Origin of the sequence: Acinetobacter bouvetii (assembly GCF_902753875.1) — a bacterium.
Taxonomy (GTDB): domain Bacteria; phylum Pseudomonadota; class Gammaproteobacteria; order Pseudomonadales; family Moraxellaceae; genus Acinetobacter; species Acinetobacter bouvetii_A.
Genome location: NZ_CADDTS010000040.1, coordinates 20,757 through 37,033, shown reverse-complemented (window position 1 = coordinate 37,033; position 16,277 = coordinate 20,757). Strand labels below are relative to the sequence as shown.

Sequence of the window (16,277 nt, the reverse complement as noted above, 5' to 3'; positions counted from 1 at the left end):
CACTGCTTCGCAAGGGAGAGGTTATTTAAAGTTATTTGGCTTAAATCCTTTCTCATAGCATGCGGATCAATCCCCCTTTGGAAAAGGGGGACTTTCTCTCCCTTTAATACGGGAGGTAAGAAGGAATTTTAACGCCGTGATTTAAACGAAACATCCACCTTACGGGGGCGATAAATCCAGCCTAAAAGCAGCAACAGTAATGAGAAACCAAGAACCGGCCAGTCACTCAGACGCATATACAAGGTTTCACCCTGCATTGCAGGAAGCTCACCCCGCAATACTGCGGTTTGATCGGTCGGTGCCTGTTTCACAATGTGTCCGTGATGATCAATAAATGCCGTTACCCCGGTATTGGTTGCACGGATAAACCAGCGGCCATTTTCCTTGGCGCGCATTTGTACCATTTGCAAATGCTGCCAAGGTCCGGCTGTACCGGTAAACCAGGCATCATTGGACACAGTCACCAGATAATCACTTTGGCTGGCATTGCGACGGGTCAAATTAGGATAGGCAACTTCATAACAAATGGCAGCACCCAGCGCATGATTTTTTACATCTAATGGTTTCTGGTCACGTGCCCCACGAGAAAAACCACTCATGGACGGGTCATTCTGTAATGCAGGTAAGACCCAACTCAGCCAGCCAGATAAAGGCACATATTCACCAAACGGGACTAAGCGCTGCTTTTTGTACAAGCCTGTTGATTTATCTCCCGAAGCCATAATACTGTTGTAGTACATTGGACGGTTTTCGATTTTGGATTCTTTCAAATCCCAATACGGAAGTCCGGTGACCCATGCAGTTCCTGTTTTGTTTGCCTGAATTTTCATGGCATTCAGAAAGGGTTTAATATCGGTCTGGAACATTGGAATGGATGATTCCGGCCAGACAATCAAATCACGGCCCCATTCAGTCCGACTTAAGTTGGCATAGATCATCAAGGTTTTGACCTGATATTCTGTCAGCCATTTCAGGTCTTGCGGAATATTGCCTTGAATCAGCGACACTGAAAGCGGCTTCTCATCTTTTGGTTGCACAAAGTTGAGGAAAGAAGCTCCCCATGCACCCAGCAGCAAAATGGCGGAGGGAATAATCCAGAACACGCGTTTATTCAGGATTTCAACCAGCGCGCAGGCCAAGAGGATCACCACAAACGAAACCCCGAAAATCCCGAACAAGGGCGCATAGTTATCCAGAAAGCGTTCAGTGAAGGCATAACCGACAAATAGCCAGGGAAAACCGGTAAATACCCAGGTTTTTGACCATTCAAAGAATACCCACAGTGGTGCGAAAGTCAGCGGGGTTTCCGGGAAGAAACGACGGTAGATCCAGGTTTGTAATGCGGTAAAAAGTCCCATGACCAAGGCCATAAAGGCAATCATTAAGACACTTAAAAAGGAACTGGTATCACCATAAACATGGATTGAGGTATAGAGCCAGAACGCGCCAACAAACCACAAGCCAAAACCATAGGCCCAGCCAATCATAAAGGCCTGTGGCGCAGTGCGTTTACGCAGTGAAGCATACAGCAAGGCTGGGGACAGCAGTGCTAGCCACCAGTAGTAATAAGGTGCCAGCGCAAAACTGAACATGGCACCTGAAAATAACGAAATTAAAAAAGGATAAATTAAAGGGAGCTGCTTGTTTTGTTGAGATGAAGTTAACAGCTTATCAAAGTAGGTTCTCATTTACGGACAGCTCGAATCAGATGAATAGTACGTGCATCTGCTTCTACAATGGTAAATTCCCAATTTTCAAGTTCAATTACTTGACCTTGTAAATCGCTGACTAGACCAATTTCTTGAAGCAATAAACCGCCGACAGTTTCTACCTCATCATCAGAAAATTCAGCATCTAAAACATTGTTAAAGTGTTCAATTGGTGTAAGTGCTTGAACCAGCCAGGTATTTGCTGTTTTCGGGTCTTCATCGGGAATAATGTACTGTGCTTCTTCATCGACCTTGTCGTGTTCGTCTTCAATTTCACCGACAATTTCTTCCAGAATATCTTCTAAAGTAACCAGACCTGAGGTGGTACCGTATTCATCAATGACTACAGCAATGTGGGTCTGGGTATTTTTTAGCATCCGCATGACCTGATCGGAACGGGCACTTTCCGGTACAAACAGCGGTTGGCGCATGAGGGCTCGAATATCCACTTTGGATGTCGGTTCGGTCAGGAAGGGCAGCAGGTCTTTGGCCAGCAAAATACCCACGACGTTGTCCGGTTGATCGGATGAAAATACAGGAAAACGCGAATGTGCAGACTCAACCAGAACATGCAAAATATCAAGCAGTTGATCATCTTCTTGTAAGCTGATCATGGAGGTGCGCGGGGTCATGACCTCACGAATTTTAGTGGCAGGCAGGTCAAGCACGCCTTCAAGCATGGCCACCGTATCGGGTTCTAAAAAACGACGTGAATCTTGTACTAATTTTAGCAGTTCGTCGCGAGTTTCGGGTGCTGTACCTAGCCATTTGCGTAAGCCGCGCATGCCCCACGACGGGCCTGATTCCTCGTGCATGATCTTTCCTAAAGACTCTTAATATCTAAAAAACATAATTTTAATCATACCGTAGAAAATACACTTGTCTATCGCAAATATGCATTTGAAGTGTGGTCGATTGAGTCAGTTAAAAGCATTCATGCAGTGCATTCTGCTAGACACCAATCTCACATGATGTTTATGTTAAAATAAAGACAGATTTTAAACCTGAGTTTTCTGATGTCTGAACCCTCTGTCAACCCCAGCATTCAATTGAATACCCGTGGATTACGTTGCCCTGAACCTGTAATGATGCTGCATCAGGCGATTCGTAAATCCAAATCTGGTGATGTCGTTGAAGTCTTTGCAACAGACAATTCGACTTCTTGGGATATCCCAAAATTTTGTATGCATTTGGGTCATGAGTTGCTGTTACAAGAAGAGCGTTTAGATGAAAATGGCAATAAAGAGTTTCATTATTTGGTGAAGAAGGGCTAAAGCTTCAGTTATTGCTGTTTAATTCTTTGATGATGAGAGTTTTTAAAATCATCTGATTTAAGCGGCATGCTTTCACTGCCATAATTTTTCAATAAAATTGAAAAACATTTGTGTAGATAAAATCTTACTTTTGAGAGGCTAAAATGAGAACCTCAAAATATATTTTGAGTTCGCAAGAAAAGCCCTTGTTACGCATACACAACATCCTGAGCCAGTTTTAAGCGCTGCTTTAAAATGCAGCGCAAGGGTGGGTAACGTGTGGCATCCTTGCCACATCGTATATCCAACGTTTGCTGAAATTAAGCTATGGGACAGTAATAAAGCTTCAGTCCCTTTTTCTCGTGACATAAAAAATCCCCTCATTTGAGGGGATTTTTTTATTGCATATTCGGACACTAATTACATGTTAGGATAATTAGGACCACCGCCACCCTCAGGTGTTACCCAGGTGATGTTCTGAGAAGGATCCTTGATGTCACAGGTCTTACAGTGCACACAGTTAGCTGCGTTAATTTGGAAACGTTTAGAACCGTCATTCTCTTCCATAATTTCATAAACACCGGCAGGACAGTAGCGCTGCGCAGGCTCATCCCATTTAGGTAAGTTTACATTTACAGGAATAGACGCATCTGTCAGTTTCAAGTGAGCAGGTTGGTTTTCTTCGTGTACGGTATTGGATACAAACACTGAAGACAAACGGTCAAAGGTTAGCTTGCCATCCGGTTTCGGATAGTTCGGCTTGAAGTTTGCAGCATCTACCGTTTTCAAGGCACTGAAATCAGGCACAAGGTCATGCAGGGTAAATGGCACTTTAAAGACGTTCTGATCAACAAAGTTGAACGCACCACCGATCCATTGACCAAATTTGTGCATCGCTGGACCAAAGTTACGTGAGTTATATAACTCTTCTTTCAGCCAGCTGTTGTTGAATTTGTCAGTATAAGCCGTGAGTTCCTTCGCGAAGAAATCTTCACCTTCAGTCACACGTGCAACTGCTAAATCACCACCTTTTTCTACACCGGCAGCAATCGCTTCAAATACTGCTTCACCACACAGCATGCCAGATTTCATTGCCGTGTGAGAGCCTTTGATTTTGGCAAAGTTCAAGAAACCTGCATCATCACCAATTAACGACCCACCTGGGAAGGTAAATTTAGGTAGAGAGTTGAAACCCCCTTTCACCACAGCACGTGCGCCGTAAGAAATACGTTTACCACCTTCAAGGTACTGTTTGATTAGTGGATGAGTTTTCCAACGCTGCATTTCCATGAACGGATACATGTGTGGGTTGGTGTATGACAAGTCAACGATCATGCCCAAAGTCACCTGATTGTTTTCAGCGTGGTATAACCACCAACCGCCTGAAGAACCGGTTTCAGATAAAGGCCAACCTGCACCGTGCATCACCAAACCTGGTTTGTGTTTTGCAGGGTCGATTTCCCACAGCTCTTTAATACCAATACCGTAGTGTTGTGGGTCAGCATCTTTGTCTAAATTAAACTGAGCAATCAGACGTTTACCTAAGTGACCACGGCAACCTTCGGCAAAAATGGTGTATTTCGCATGAAGTTCATAACCCGGAGTAAAGTTGTGCGTTGGCTCGCCATCTTTACCAATGCCCATGTCACCGGTTTGAATGCCTTTCACTGAACCATCTTCATGGTAAAGGATTTCAGATGCTGCAAAGCCCGGGAAGATCGATACTTCCAGTTCTTCCGCTTTGGTGCCTAACCAGCGCACCACGTTGCCCAGTGAGATGACATAGTTGCCATCGTTATGCATGGTTTTTGGTACCATCCAGTGCGGCGCTTCCTGTGATTTTTCATCCGACAGCAAGAAGTAAGTTTTGTCTTCGGTTACTGGAACGTTGAGCGGTGCACCTTCTTCTTTCCAGTTCGGGAACAGTTCATTGATGGCACGGGGTTCAAGCACGGCACCAGAAAGGATATGCGCACCGACTTCAGAGCCTTTTTCCACGACACAAACCGACAGATCATTCAGGTTGTTTTCAATTGCAAGTTGACGAATTTTGATCGCTGCAGACAGACCGGCAGGGCCTGCGCCTACGATGACTACGTCAAACTCCATTGATTCACGTTCGATGTGTTCCATGTAGGACTCCTCATATTATTAGAAGGTGGCAACCGTAATTGTTTAACCCGGTGCTGCCATGAGTGTTCTTGATGCCCAGACACAATTTTATTATCGTGTCTTTTATATTGTGGGCTAGTATAGTTTTAAACCTTGATCTAGCCAATTGGCTGAATCATATTATTTTTCCGTCAGCAGGGTCTTTAGCTATGATTAATCAAAATAATTTACTAAATCCGACGGAAAAGCTCGCTATTTCGGATGATAAAAATTTAATGGACATTGCACAATACTTAAAAGATGCACAGGCCGGTCACAAAAAGTCAACTCTGCCTTTGGAGCAATGGCATCCAAAGCTTTGCGGTGCAATGGATTTGAAGATAAAAGCCAATGGAGAATGGTGGCACGAAGGTCAATTGATTAAACGTCAGGCATTGATTGAACTGTTCGCGAGCGTACTTTGGAAAGAAGACAATAAGTTCTATTTAAAGACCCCGGTTGAACAGATTGAAATATCCGTCGAAGATGAACCTTTATTTGTCAATCAGGTGGATCAGGTACAAATTGAGGGTAAGACTTATATTCAACTGACCACTACCACGCAAGACCTGGTGATTGTGGATCCGGAACATCCCGTTTTTATGCGTGAATATGAAAGTGAATTGCGTCCTTATGTACATGTGCGCTTTGGGATTAATGCTTTAATTCAACGTTCTGCTTTTTTTCATTTAATTGAAATGGGACAGCTGCTTGAAAATGACAAAAATGAAACCATTTTAAGCTTACAAAGTGGTGATTTTCACTTGCAATTAGGCACCTGAGGTTTAAGCTTTGATCTTCTCATTTCCTGAACTGTTTAAAGTGAAGCTATGACAGCCATTCATCCTATTTATCCCTTAATCGATCCCATGCCCAAGGCCAAGCCTGATGCACCCATTGGGATTTTTGATTCTGGAATAGGTGGTTTGTCGGTCGCACAGGAAATTGCCAAACATTTACCTAAAGAACGTATTGTTTATTATGCTGATACCGCCCATGTTCCTTATGGTCCAAGGGATGATCAGAATATCCGTGAGCTGAGTGCGCATGCAATTGAATGGCTGTATCGCCAGGGCTGTAAAGTGGCCGTTGTCGCATGTAATACAGCTTCTGCCTTTAGTCTGGATTATTTACGTGAACATTATGGTGAAAATTTTCCGATTATTGGCTTGGTGCCTGCGCTGAAACCAGCGGTCTTACAAACCAAATCTAAAACCGTGGCGGTACTGGCCACACCTGCAACCTTCCGTGGCCAGTTGATTAAAGATGTGATGCAGCGTTTTGCACTACCTGCCCATGTGAATGTGATTCCGGTCACTTGTCTGGATTTGGTGCCCTTTGTCGAAAGTGGCTTACAAATGAGTCCAGAATGTTTGTCTACCTTAAAACAAATTCTGCAACCAGTGGTTGATCAAGGCGCCGATTATTTAGTTTTAGGATGTACACATTATCCCTTCCTAAAAGCTGCAATTCAGTCTATATTTGGTCAGAAACTGACATTAATTGACTCTGGACTGGCAGTTGCGCGACAAACAGCCCGTATTTTGATCAAAAATGAGTTATTATTTGAGCAAGATCAAAATGATGGCTTAAGTATCGAATGTTATGTTAGTGGCAATAATGCGGAAAGTTTAAGACCTGTATTGCAGAACCTGATTCAGGAAAATTTGAATTGGGATGTGCGCAATATTGGTGTTGAATGAGTTTTAAAGTACTTAGTCTTTTGAAATATATCAAAAAAATATTTTATATTGGGGCCGTTGATTTACCTTGTAACTGATTCTTGTTGTTTTAGTTCAACGGTAAGATGCAATAGGAAGAGGATAACCAATGCTCGATAAGCGTTATCAGGTTTTTATTTCTACTTCTGGTAGTGAAATGCAGCCAGAACGGATGATTTTGGCTCAAACTTTAGTGGGTATGGGTTTCTTTTCTTGGGGATTAGAACAAAGAACGCCTTTAAGCACGGCATTTGCACGTCGTCAAATTGATGACTGTGATTATGTGGTGCTGCTTTTGGGCAGCCAATATGGTGAACAATCTGTTTCAGGTGTGGGTTATATGCATCTGGAATATATTTATGCCGTTACTAAACAGAAGCCGATTATTGTCTTTATGCATGACGACCCAGCATCGCGGGATTCGTCTTTGCATGATCAGAAGCCTGAACTACGCGAGAAATTTTTAGAATTCCGTAAGCTGTTACAACAGGAAGTCGATCAAGTGTTTACCTATCGCAGCATACGTGATCTGGAAATGGCAGTTCGTTTTAACATGCCGCAAATGCTGGAACGTTATCCTGTGACGGGATGGGTCAGACCACAGAACACTCAGTCTTTACATGATGAAATTGATCAGCTGAAAGCTAAAATTGAGCAGCTTGAAACCGAAGTAGGTAAACGTGAAGTAGATCCGTTCCTGTCTTTACCAAAAGTTTCCATGCACGAGTTATTTTCTTTTGAATATCGTATGCATGCTTACCAAGACGGTAATTTTAAAGAACTGAAAATTCAGAAAAAACTGACTTGGGCACAGTTACTTGGCATTTTGGGAACGATGTTTGTTAATCCTACTCCGGAAGAATATTTCTCTAAATGTATCAATGATTATTTAAATGATACCGGTTTGGCCGATGCCCGTATAGAAATGCCACGCGCCCATGCCGTTGCTCGTGCCCAGATTAATATTCGTGCCTTGCACAGTATTAAAATGCAAATGCGTCAAAATGACTGGATTATTCAATCGGGTCGGGATGATCGTCAACGCATGTTGTGGCAATTGACGCCCAAAGGTCAAAAGTTACTTGAAAGTAATTTGCTAGATAATGATCGCGTTTTCCAATTTAAATCTGCGTTTTAATCCATATAGAGAACGTGTAGAAAACTGTTAAAGTAAAGCAGTATATTTCATTGGAACAGGGTTTGATGTCATCTGCACCTAAAACGAAAGTCACCATTATTTTGGCCAATTTGGGTACGCCAGACGAACCCACTGTTGCGGCGGTACGTCGTTTTCTGAAGCAGTTTCTTTCTGATCAGCGGGTGATTGAAATTCCAAAACCCATTTGGCAACTGATTCTGCGACTGTTCATTTTACCCTTTCGTCCCAAGCGCGTGGCGCATGCTTATGAACTGGTCTGGCAGAATGACTCGCCAATGCGCGAAATATTGTTGCATCAAGTGGCGGCTGTGCAAAAGGCATTTTCAGGACAGTATCCAGACTTTGAACTTAATGTGATTCCGGCCATGACTTACGGCAATCCGGGTATTGATGCCGCCTTAAATACCTTGTCTCATGATCCACAAGATCACATCATTTTATTGCCCTTATTTCCGCAGTATTCAGCCACCTCTACCGCACCTTTGTATGATGCTGTGGCGAAGTGGATTTTGACCCAGCGTAATTTGCCGGGCCTGTCGATTATTCGTGATTATTATCAACACCCTGCATTTATTCAGGCTTTGGCGCAAAGTGTCCGCGACTTTCAGGCAGAACACGGACAAGCTGAAAAACTTTTGATGTCTTTCCATGGTATTCCGCAGCCCTATGCAGATAAAGGTGATCCCTATGCAGACCGCTGCCGCAGGACTGCACAGTTATTGGCAGATAAATTAGGTTTATCGGATGATCAATGGGCCATCAGTTTCCAGTCGCGTTTTGGTAAACAGGAGTGGGTCAAACCCTATACCGATGCCTTACTTGAAGAGTGGGGCAAGCAAGGGGTGAAATCGGTTCAGGTGCTGAGTCCGGCCTTTTCTGCAGACTGTCTGGAAACGCTGGAAGAGCTCGCGCTGCAAAATGCCGAAACCTTTAAGTCAGCCGGCGGCGAACAGTATGCTTATATTGCAGCCTTAAATGATCGTGAAGATCACATCGCATTGCTCACGACTTTACTTCAGGCTAATCTGGATGCATTAACGCAAACATTGGCTCACTAATTTTTTGAGGTTTCATCATTATGCTGCAAGTTAAAATTGTCCCTGTCACGGCATTTCAGCAAAACTGTTCTATCGTCTGGGATAGTGACAGCAAAGAAGCAATTTTGATTGATGCAGGTGGCGAGCCTGAAAAATTAAAAGCTGAAGTTGAGGCCTTGGGGCTAAATGTGAAAGCGTTATGGCTGACCCATGGTCATCTGGATCATGCTGGTGCGGTAGGGGCCTTGAAAAAAATCTGGTCTGTACCGGTGATTGGCCCGCATAAAGAAGATGCTTTCTGGTTGGACATGATTCAGGAAGTATCTCAGCGCTACGGTTTTCCTATTCCGGAAAAAGTGGATGTTGATCAATGGCTGGAAGGTGGCGAAGTTTTAAAACTGGGCGAAGAAGAATTTGAAGTGCGCTTCGCACCGGGTCATACCCCAGGGCATGTCATGTTCTATAACTCCAACTATGGTCTGCTATGGACAGGTGATGTCTTGTTCAAAGGCTCGATTGGACGTACTGATTTCCCGCGTGGTAATCATCAGCAATTGCTTGATTCCATTCAACGTGAATGCTTTAGCTTGCCGGATGAAACGCAATTTATTTCAGGACATGGACCATTAAGCACCATCGGTTTTGAAAAACAGCATAATCCTTTTATGGCAGGCAAAGCGGGTTAAGATCGTGGTAAAGAGATTGATGAAAGCTGTTCATCAATCTCTTTGAAATGGGCTGCTTCTTAATTGTTTAAGTTCTAACGTAATGATAAATGTGGCAAAAACAAATAACAGTCCAATCGCAATAATAATGCCGTCATGAATATAGAAGCCGAAACTAAACGCGACCATACTTAAAGTGGCAAATAGAAAAAATAAAATTTTTAAACACCAAAGTTCCATAGCCATTTCCTTTTTTTATAGTTATGAGCCAGATAATAATTAAGATCTAGCAGTTTGATTTGACGCTTGGATAACCCAGATATTTGTTTGGTGGCTCTAAGGTGTTCTCAGGTCAAAATTATTTTTATGTCTTGAGTATAGGTTAAAAATTGTGCAGTGGTTATTCTTTTTATTGATGAATGAGCATTTTGACCATGTATAAAAAGAATGTTTTTTAATCGTTTTTTTAGATCAAAATTAATTACATATTGAAAAATAAAGAAACTATTTTTATACAATATGCTAGACATTTCATTCTTTTCCATTTAAAAAGCTGATTAGATCACGGTAATTCAAATTATTTCAATGGATTGGGAGTAGAGATGAAATTTTGGCTGATCAAGGCAGTACTATTAATCTTTAGTGTGGGTGTAGTGCTGTGTCTAGGATTTGGTTTCTATCATCAGGATTTACTGATTACAGCAGTTGGTATCTTGCTGATTTTTTGTATTATTCTATTGGCTCTAGAATATAAAAAGATGGATTCGAATCCTTTTGATTAAGGTCCGTGGATATCCTTTTATTGGCTATATTATTGTTTAAAAATGTCCAAAATCCGAAATTTTAAATTGGTATGCTGCCAGTTCTTGATCATTTTTTTGCCTAGGCAATATTTATATTTCTTAATAAAATCAATATTTTAAAATATATTTTAATTCCGCAAAAACCTTTTGTTCCCTATAGATGAATTTCTGAATCAAGCCTAAGTACTGCTTTAACGTGCAATGCAAGGGATAAGGTTGCGTGGCATCCGTGTCATTTCATATATCCCGTAGAGGAACTCTTTTCTATGTTCTGGTCACATGAATGATTTATGCGACCGGTCTATTCTCTAAACTACACTTTAAAAGGGATCATTTTCACCACTGTCTTCTGCTTGTGGCGCATCTTGAGTCAGCAGTTTATATTCATCATTTGCCCAAGCTCCCAAGTCAATCATTTTGCAGCGCTCAGAACAAAAAGGACGAAATTCATTGTCTTCCCAAGTGGTCTGTTTGCCACAACGCGGACAAGGAAAAGTACGGGGCATTTGATTCTCCATATAAAAACAAGGATTCGATTAGGCAAATACAGTTGCTCTTGTTAGACTTGAGCGGATTTTTGTTAGTTTGATCTGATTATGCCAATTCGTCAATTTCAAGCACAGCGTATGCATGCGCCACGTGATTTTCAAATGATTTCTCCTGAGCCGGTTTGTGTGGAAATTGGGGCAGGCAAAGGTAAACATGCCTTGCTATTTTCAGCGCAAAATCCTGAAAAGAAATTGATTGCAATTGAGCGGACACGTGAAAAATATCTGGCCATGCAAAAGCAGCATGCCCTTGAAGGTCAAACTAATTTACAGGTCATTCATGCCGATGCCATGCCTTGGATTGTGCATGCGTTATTACCGCAGCAAATCCAGCAGTTTTTTATTTTATATCCCAATCCTGAACCACATAATCCGGCACAGCGCTGGTTAAATATGCCATTTTTTGAATTTTTACTGTCGCGTTTACAGGTCGGTGGAACGGTGACTTTGGCTAGTAATATTCCTGAATATATCGCAGAAGCACAGCAACAGTTAATCGATGTCTGGAAATTGCCTTTTATTAAAGAAGTCATTCCAGCGACATCGGCACGCACCCATTTTGAAATTAAGTATTTGGAGCGCGGTGAATTGTGTCAGCAACTGATCATCAGTAAACCTGAAGGTTATACGACCCGTTTTGATGATTTTCAGCCTTTGCAAGGTCAAAATTCAGCGCAAGCTATGGCCTTAACCCACGATTCTCAAGACGCTGAATGAGCCTGCCATGAAAAAGCGTGTTGCGATTATTGGGGCAGGCCCTGCGGGATTGATGGCTGCGGAAGTCTTAAGCCAGTACGATTATGAGCTATCTGTTTTTGAGCAGAAACCTTCGGCTGCACGTAAATTTTTGATGGCCGGAAAAACCGGTCTCAATATTTCCCATGCTGAACCGGTTGAACAGTTTATTCAGCGCTATGATCAAGCTGAATGGCTTGCACCCTGGATCAAGCAATGGGATGCCCAGTGGATTCAGCAGTGGATGAAAGGCTTGGGCATTGAATCCTATATCGGTTCCTCCGGTCGGGTGTTTCCGGTTGAAATGAAAGCCGCGCCGCTACTGCGTGCCTGGTTAAAGCGCTTAACTGAGGAAGGGGTGAAATTTCACTATCGCCATCAATGTTTAGGCTTGGCAGACGCTACACTGCACGTTCAAAATTTAGTTACTGAACAGGCTATGCAACTGCCTTTTGATGCCATTGTGATGGCCTGTGGTGCGGTTTCATGGTCACGTCTGGGCAGTGATGGCGCCTGGCAACAATGGCTGGATACTGATGAAATTGAATCCTTTCAAGCCAGTAATGCAGGGGTGGAACACGTCTGGTCCACGTTTATGCAGCCGGTATTTGGTCAGCCCTTAAAACGGGTAGCTGCTTGGGTGGGTGAACAAACGAAAACCATGGGCGATATTGTCATCACGCATTATGGTCTGGAAAGTGGGCTGATCTACAAACAAGGGCGGGCACTGCGTCAGCAGGTGAAACAGGGGCAGGCCATGCAACTGTATCTGGATTTGCTGCCCGACCAAAGCATTCAGCAACTTGCCCAGAAGTTACAACCGAGTAAAAAACAGTCGCTGAGTAATGTCTGGCGTAAAGCAGGACTGGATAGCGCCAAAGCCAGTTTAGTACGTGAACTGGTGGCGAAAGATGTATGGCATGATCCACTGGCTTTGGCCCAGCAGATTAAACATTTGGCTATTCCTTTAACTGGTTTTCGCCCGATTGAAGAGGCGATTAGCTGTGCCGGTGGGGTGAAACGCGAAGTTTTGTCCAATCAGTTGCAATTAAAGTCAAATCCGCAGGTGTTTTGTTGTGGGGAAATGCTGGATTGGGATGCACCAACTGGCGGTTATTTATTAACGGCGTGTTTTGCGACAGGTCGTGCTGCCGCTGAAGGGGTGCATGCTTATCTTGCTGAGAAAAAATAATTGTGCAAACTGTGAACGATGAATTTGAGACATGTTAAGTTAAGGCTCATTTTGATTAAAAGAAGTCGATATGTCTGAACCGAAGCGATATACAGGAAGTTGTTTGTGTGGCGGTTTGCGCTATGAAATTCACGGTGAAATTGGGGAGATTGTGCAATGTCATTGTCAGCGCTGCCGTAAGGCCAATGGCAGTGCATTTGCCACCAATGCCCCGATTCGTAAAGCCGACTTTAAGATTGTACAAGGTGAGCATTTATTGAAAAAATTTCAGTCTACTGAAACCACCCAGCGCTGTTTTTGCAGTGATTGTGGATCACCGATGATCAGTATTAAGGCTGAAACACCGGATCTGTATCGTTTGCGAATTGGCACACTGGATACGCCATTGCAGCAAAAACCGACGCAGCATATTTTTGTGGCGTCAAAGGCAGAGTGGGATACGATTTGTGATGGCCTGCCACAATATGCTGAGCGACCTTAAACAAATCACCTTTTTCTAATCAGGGATCCACAGATCCCTTTTTTATGAGGCCGTTTCAGTGGTTTTGGCCTTCGCTGCTTTTGGGTATTGAGACTGCCAGTGTTCCAGTTGTTCTTGTGCATGTAAAAATTCACCTAAACCTTTGACTTGATCTGCTGAATTTTTTATTTCTTCAGTTTTGCTGTCTTTATGTGCATCATATAGTTCAGCCTGATTTTGCCAATATTTTGCAATTAAGCCCTGAATATAACGCCCTTGCTCGGTTTTGAGATTCAGGTCTTTCAACATATTCAACGCTGACTGAATATTGTCACGCTTACGGTTATGAGCAAATTCATCGGTCAATGACCCTTCATCATGCATTTTCACCAGCTCATCTTCCATTTCATCACTCATCTGGTTAAACCGTGTGTCAAAATCAGTGAGTAAAGCAATATCGTGTTGATCATTTGGGGTTTTTTCGAAAGCCTTCACCGGTTCGGTAATTAACTCCTGCATTACTTTATCATCAGGCTGAATTTTATCGCTTTGAGATGCTGTATCCTGACTATTGTTACAGGCACTCATGAGTAAACCTGAACAGAGTAAAACTGGAAGACCCAATTGTTTGAATTGAAGTTTTATCATGATGGCTCCTTTATTTCTGATCTATTTTCTTGAAGTCATAGGCATAGGTGATATAGGGAAATGCAATTTCCTCCTGCGGTTGTTTGCCTGTGTACTTTAAAACAATCTGTTCAAATTGAGTTTTTAAGCGTTGTTGTTCATGTTCGGGCATTGCGGCAATAAAACTGGTGGACAGCAGCCGTTTAGAAACCACCTGTTCTACAGTGCCAATATGTTGCTGCCGAAAAATGGCAGTATTGGCCAACTGAAACAGGGATTGATCTTCAAAGACCTGTTTCCACTGAGCACTATGATAACGCGGGGTGTTACCCTCCAAAGGTTCAATCAGATCGGCGAGTGCTTTGACCCAATCAATATCCACATCGCGCTGATTCCAGATCAAGGTTAAATGCCCTTCAGATTTTAAGACTTGATGAATTTGCCCTAATGTTTCAAGATTGGCAAACCAGTGAAATGACTGTGCACAAATCACTGCATCTATACTATTTGCCAGAATAGGTAAATGTTCACTCGAGGCCTGTAATGTCTGAATCTCCGGATAAGCCTGTCTTAACTGCTCAAGCATGGCAGGAATAGGTTCAACAGCAAGGATGTGTGAAGTCAGCTGTTGCAGATAAGGTAAGAATTTGCCAGTACCGGAGCCAAGATCTATCACTTTTGAATTTTGATTCAGTTGAATCTGCTGGGCTAGCCAAGGCACGATATCTTGTGGATAATTCGGGCGCACCTGTTGATAAAGTTCAGCGGCAGAACTGAAGCCTTTTTGAGCAGCGGGATGGAGTGATTGTGTCATATTTTGCGCTTTTTAATCTGCTGAGCATCTATAAAATAACATATTCGCTTTTCGTAAATAGGCAATGTCTATTTGTTTCATTGACTGTCATAACAAGGGCCGATTTGCCTCGGTGTGGAAATGGATAAACACATTATTTTTGAAGACGAACAGATTCGTGTAATCTTTCTCAAAGGCTCATCGGATGAGTTGATTTTCTCATTTGGCGATTTGATCACCCGCGCCAAAGGCCTGTCCATTAATGCCGAGAAATCGCTATTTAAATATCACTTTAATGTGATTGGCATCATGCCCAAACAGAAATCCTGGTTTCCAGAAAGTTCCATGCGGGCCATGCTGGCCCAGATTCAGGAGCTGATTGCGCCGTTCAAAACCCGGATCGGTTATGGCGGTTCAATGGGTGGCTATGCCGTAATCAAGTATTCCAACCTGCTGGACTTGAAGCGGGTGGTGGCTCTGGTTCCGCAGTATTCCATCAATCCGGCAGATGTCGAAGACCCGCGCTATAACATGTTCTATCATCCTGAAATCAATGCCAATATGTGTATTAAGGCAGAGGATGTTGCGGCTGAACGTGAATATATCGTGGTCTATGATCCCTACTGTCCGGAAGATCGTGCGCATTATTTAAAACTGGAGCAGGTACTGCCTAAAATTCAGACCCTGAATTTACCATTTACCGGGCACGATGCTATTGCGGTCCTGGCCAGTTCCGAATTGCTGCGTGATTTTATTCTGCATGAATTTGATGCGATTTATTTTTATAAAAAAATCCGTCAGGTCAAAAAGAACAGCAAATTTTATTATCGTAAGGTCATTGAAAACCTGTTGCCCCGCCATCGCGATGCCTTGGGCTCGATTCTGGTCAATAATGATTTGCAGCTGGATAACCAGTTTTTTGATTCTAAATTAAAGCAGAATTTATTAAGAGAATTGCTCAGCAACAAGCAAGTCAGTCAGCAAGATTTATTGAAACTGGGCATTCAGGTCAATTTGCCGCAGGAAAATCGCAGCCAGTTAATGGATTGTTTTGGACATGGCTTGGTATTTAATGTCATTAGCCAGAAGATTGAAAGTTATGCCGCCAGTGCGATTGCCTTGAATCATAAATTCCTGATTCCGGTTTTTGCCAAAGGCAGTGGTTTGCTGCAAATTAGCCTGAATGATGAGCGTTATATTGTGGCGATGAATGACCGGGAAGTGATGAAACTGTTTAAGGAACAAGAGCCTTTAGCAGTGGGCATGCATCCGCTAATCATTAAAAAATATAGTGATTATTATGTGCTGAGCTATAAGCATCTAAACTTGAGTAATAATGAATATGGCGGTCATAACTTTATTGAGGATACGCCTGAAACTACACAATTTATCACTCAACCGGAGCAGCCTTAAGCTTTTAGGCT

The 16,277-nt window shown here is 42.8% G+C and carries 18 protein-coding genes; 11 read left to right on the top strand and 7 right to left on the bottom strand.

The features are described from left to right. Nucleotides 1-128 precede the first annotated feature (128 nt). Both lnt and FB6_RS11845 read right to left on the bottom strand, forming a co-directional pair. Nucleotides 129-1,688, bottom strand: coding sequence for an apolipoprotein N-acyltransferase (gene lnt, locus FB6_RS11850; RefSeq protein ID WP_174560185.1), 1,560 nt, complete (start codon nucleotides 1,686-1,688; stop codon nucleotides 129-131). Beyond that, complete coding sequence (locus FB6_RS11845) at nucleotides 1,685-2,524, bottom strand: HlyC/CorC family transporter (RefSeq protein ID WP_217427341.1); 840 nt, start codon at nucleotides 2,522-2,524, stop codon at nucleotides 1,685-1,687. The genes lnt and FB6_RS11845 overlap by 4 nt, the downstream gene beginning before the upstream one ends. Nucleotides 2,525-2,725: 201 nt before the next feature. On the opposite strand from FB6_RS11845, the gene tusA reads away from it, so the two are divergent. Continuing rightward, nucleotides 2,726-2,983: a sulfurtransferase TusA gene (gene tusA / locus FB6_RS11840; protein WP_174560184.1), complete on the top strand. Its 258-nt coding sequence runs from the start codon at nucleotides 2,726-2,728 to the stop codon at nucleotides 2,981-2,983. 399 nt (nucleotides 2,984-3,382) lie between these two features. Here the strand turns inward: tusA and FB6_RS11835 are convergent, their stop codons facing one another. Continuing rightward, nucleotides 3,383-5,095: an electron transfer flavoprotein-ubiquinone oxidoreductase gene (locus tag FB6_RS11835; RefSeq protein ID WP_174560183.1), complete on the bottom strand. Its 1,713-nt coding sequence runs from the start codon at nucleotides 5,093-5,095 to the stop codon at nucleotides 3,383-3,385. 188 nt (nucleotides 5,096-5,283) lie between these two features. Here FB6_RS11835 and FB6_RS11830 point away from each other — a divergent pair, with 188 nt between their 5' ends. The 5 genes from FB6_RS11830 (at nucleotide 5,284) to FB6_RS11810 (ending at nucleotide 9,716) form a co-directional block, all read left to right on the top strand. Further along, nucleotides 5,284-5,895: a DUF1285 domain-containing protein gene (locus FB6_RS11830; RefSeq protein ID WP_174560182.1), complete on the top strand. Its 612-nt coding sequence runs from the start codon at nucleotides 5,284-5,286 to the stop codon at nucleotides 5,893-5,895. A 48-nt stretch (nucleotides 5,896-5,943) separates the two neighbouring features. Continuing rightward, the gene (murI, locus tag FB6_RS11825) at nucleotides 5,944-6,816 is read left to right on the top strand and encodes a glutamate racemase (RefSeq protein ID WP_174560181.1); all 873 of its coding nucleotides are present in this window, start codon (nucleotides 5,944-5,946) and stop codon (nucleotides 6,814-6,816) included. 127 nt (nucleotides 6,817-6,943) lie between these two features. Further along, nucleotides 6,944-7,972: a DUF4062 domain-containing protein gene (locus FB6_RS11820; protein ID WP_174560180.1), complete on the top strand. Its 1,029-nt coding sequence runs from the start codon at nucleotides 6,944-6,946 to the stop codon at nucleotides 7,970-7,972. A gap of 65 nt (nucleotides 7,973-8,037) precedes the next feature. Then, nucleotides 8,038-9,051 (top strand): ferrochelatase, encoded by a 1,014-nt coding sequence (gene hemH / locus FB6_RS11815; protein WP_174560179.1) that lies wholly within the window; start codon nucleotides 8,038-8,040, stop codon nucleotides 9,049-9,051. A gap of 20 nt (nucleotides 9,052-9,071) precedes the next feature. Then, nucleotides 9,072-9,716 (top strand): MBL fold metallo-hydrolase, encoded by a 645-nt coding sequence (locus FB6_RS11810; protein ID WP_174560178.1) that lies wholly within the window; start codon nucleotides 9,072-9,074, stop codon nucleotides 9,714-9,716. Between the two features lie 33 nt (nucleotides 9,717-9,749). Here the strand turns inward: FB6_RS11810 and FB6_RS11805 are convergent, their stop codons facing one another. After that, on the bottom strand, nucleotides 9,750-9,935 hold the full coding sequence (locus tag FB6_RS11805; RefSeq protein ID WP_174560177.1) for a hypothetical protein: 186 nt from the start codon (nucleotides 9,933-9,935) through the stop codon (nucleotides 9,750-9,752). 362 nt (nucleotides 9,936-10,297) lie between these two features. Between FB6_RS11805 and FB6_RS11800 the strand changes: the two genes are divergently transcribed. Beyond that, complete coding sequence (locus tag FB6_RS11800) at nucleotides 10,298-10,477, top strand: hypothetical protein (RefSeq protein WP_174560176.1); 180 nt, start codon at nucleotides 10,298-10,300, stop codon at nucleotides 10,475-10,477. A gap of 341 nt (nucleotides 10,478-10,818) precedes the next feature. Here the strand turns inward: FB6_RS11800 and FB6_RS11795 are convergent, their stop codons facing one another. Further along, on the bottom strand, nucleotides 10,819-11,004 hold the full coding sequence (locus tag FB6_RS11795) for a DNA gyrase inhibitor YacG (protein WP_174560175.1): 186 nt from the start codon (nucleotides 11,002-11,004) through the stop codon (nucleotides 10,819-10,821). 84 nt (nucleotides 11,005-11,088) lie between these two features. On the opposite strand from FB6_RS11795, the gene FB6_RS11790 reads away from it, so the two are divergent. From FB6_RS11790 to FB6_RS11780, 3 genes are all read left to right on the top strand, one after another. After that, nucleotides 11,089-11,763, top strand: coding sequence for an rRNA adenine N-6-methyltransferase family protein (locus FB6_RS11790; RefSeq protein WP_174560280.1), 675 nt, complete (start codon nucleotides 11,089-11,091; stop codon nucleotides 11,761-11,763). 7 nt (nucleotides 11,764-11,770) lie between these two features. Further along, complete coding sequence (locus FB6_RS11785; protein WP_174560174.1) at nucleotides 11,771-12,973, top strand: TIGR03862 family flavoprotein; 1,203 nt, start codon at nucleotides 11,771-11,773, stop codon at nucleotides 12,971-12,973. Between the two features lie 70 nt (nucleotides 12,974-13,043). Then, entirely contained in the window at nucleotides 13,044-13,454 is a 411-nt protein-coding gene (locus FB6_RS11780; protein ID WP_174560173.1) for a GFA family protein, read from the top strand. A 42-nt stretch (nucleotides 13,455-13,496) separates the two neighbouring features. On the opposite strand, the gene FB6_RS11775 is transcribed toward FB6_RS11780, so the two are convergent. Continuing rightward, complete coding sequence (locus FB6_RS11775; RefSeq protein ID WP_174560172.1) at nucleotides 13,497-14,081, bottom strand: hypothetical protein; 585 nt, start codon at nucleotides 14,079-14,081, stop codon at nucleotides 13,497-13,499. A gap of 10 nt (nucleotides 14,082-14,091) precedes the next feature. Further along, nucleotides 14,092-14,874 carry a class I SAM-dependent methyltransferase gene (locus FB6_RS11770; RefSeq protein WP_174560171.1) on the bottom strand — a complete coding sequence of 261 codons (783 nt, stop codon included), beginning with the start codon at nucleotides 14,872-14,874 and terminating at the stop codon, nucleotides 14,092-14,094. Nucleotides 14,875-14,994: 120 nt separating this feature from the next. Here FB6_RS11770 and FB6_RS11765 point away from each other — a divergent pair, with 120 nt between their 5' ends. Beyond that, nucleotides 14,995-16,266, top strand: a complete 1,272-nt coding sequence (locus tag FB6_RS11765; RefSeq protein WP_174560170.1) for a hypothetical protein — start codon at nucleotides 14,995-14,997, stop codon at nucleotides 16,264-16,266. Nucleotides 16,267-16,277 lie beyond the last annotated feature (11 nt).

Excerpts from the sequence above, each read along its gene's own strand:
- FB6_RS11800 (WP_174560176.1), top strand. The coding sequence starts at position 10,298 with ATGAAATTTTGGCTGATCAAGGCAGTACTATTAATCTTTAGTGTGGGT.
- hemH (WP_174560179.1), top strand. The coding sequence starts at position 8,038 with ATGTCATCTGCACCTAAAACGAAAGTCACCATTATTTTGGCCAATTTG.
- FB6_RS11820 (WP_174560180.1), top strand. The coding sequence starts at position 6,944 with ATGCTCGATAAGCGTTATCAGGTTTTTATTTCTACTTCTGGTAGTGAA.
- FB6_RS11795 (WP_174560175.1), bottom strand. The coding sequence starts at position 11,004 with ATGCCCCGTACTTTTCCTTGTCCGCGTTGTGGCAAACAGACCACTTGG.
- FB6_RS11775 (WP_174560172.1), bottom strand. The coding sequence starts at position 14,081 with ATGATAAAACTTCAATTCAAACAATTGGGTCTTCCAGTTTTACTCTGT.
- FB6_RS11810 (WP_174560178.1), top strand. The coding sequence starts at position 9,072 with ATGCTGCAAGTTAAAATTGTCCCTGTCACGGCATTTCAGCAAAACTGT.
- lnt (WP_174560185.1), bottom strand. The coding sequence starts at position 1,688 with ATGAGAACCTACTTTGATAAGCTGTTAACTTCATCTCAACAAAACAAG.
- FB6_RS11785 (WP_174560174.1), top strand. The coding sequence starts at position 11,771 with ATGAAAAAGCGTGTTGCGATTATTGGGGCAGGCCCTGCGGGATTGATG.
- tusA (WP_174560184.1), top strand. The coding sequence starts at position 2,726 with ATGTCTGAACCCTCTGTCAACCCCAGCATTCAATTGAATACCCGTGGA.
- FB6_RS11765 (WP_174560170.1), top strand. The coding sequence starts at position 14,995 with ATGGATAAACACATTATTTTTGAAGACGAACAGATTCGTGTAATCTTT.
- murI (WP_174560181.1), top strand. The coding sequence starts at position 5,944 with ATGACAGCCATTCATCCTATTTATCCCTTAATCGATCCCATGCCCAAG.
- FB6_RS11845 (WP_217427341.1), bottom strand. The coding sequence starts at position 2,524 with ATGCACGAGGAATCAGGCCCGTCGTGGGGCATGCGCGGCTTACGCAAA.
- FB6_RS11830 (WP_174560182.1), top strand. The coding sequence starts at position 5,284 with ATGATTAATCAAAATAATTTACTAAATCCGACGGAAAAGCTCGCTATT.
- FB6_RS11835 (WP_174560183.1), bottom strand. The coding sequence starts at position 5,095 with ATGGAACACATCGAACGTGAATCAATGGAGTTTGACGTAGTCATCGTA.
- FB6_RS11770 (WP_174560171.1), bottom strand. The coding sequence starts at position 14,874 with ATGACACAATCACTCCATCCCGCTGCTCAAAAAGGCTTCAGTTCTGCC.
- FB6_RS11780 (WP_174560173.1), top strand. The coding sequence starts at position 13,044 with ATGTCTGAACCGAAGCGATATACAGGAAGTTGTTTGTGTGGCGGTTTG.
- FB6_RS11805 (WP_174560177.1), bottom strand. The coding sequence starts at position 9,935 with ATGGAACTTTGGTGTTTAAAAATTTTATTTTTTCTATTTGCCACTTTA.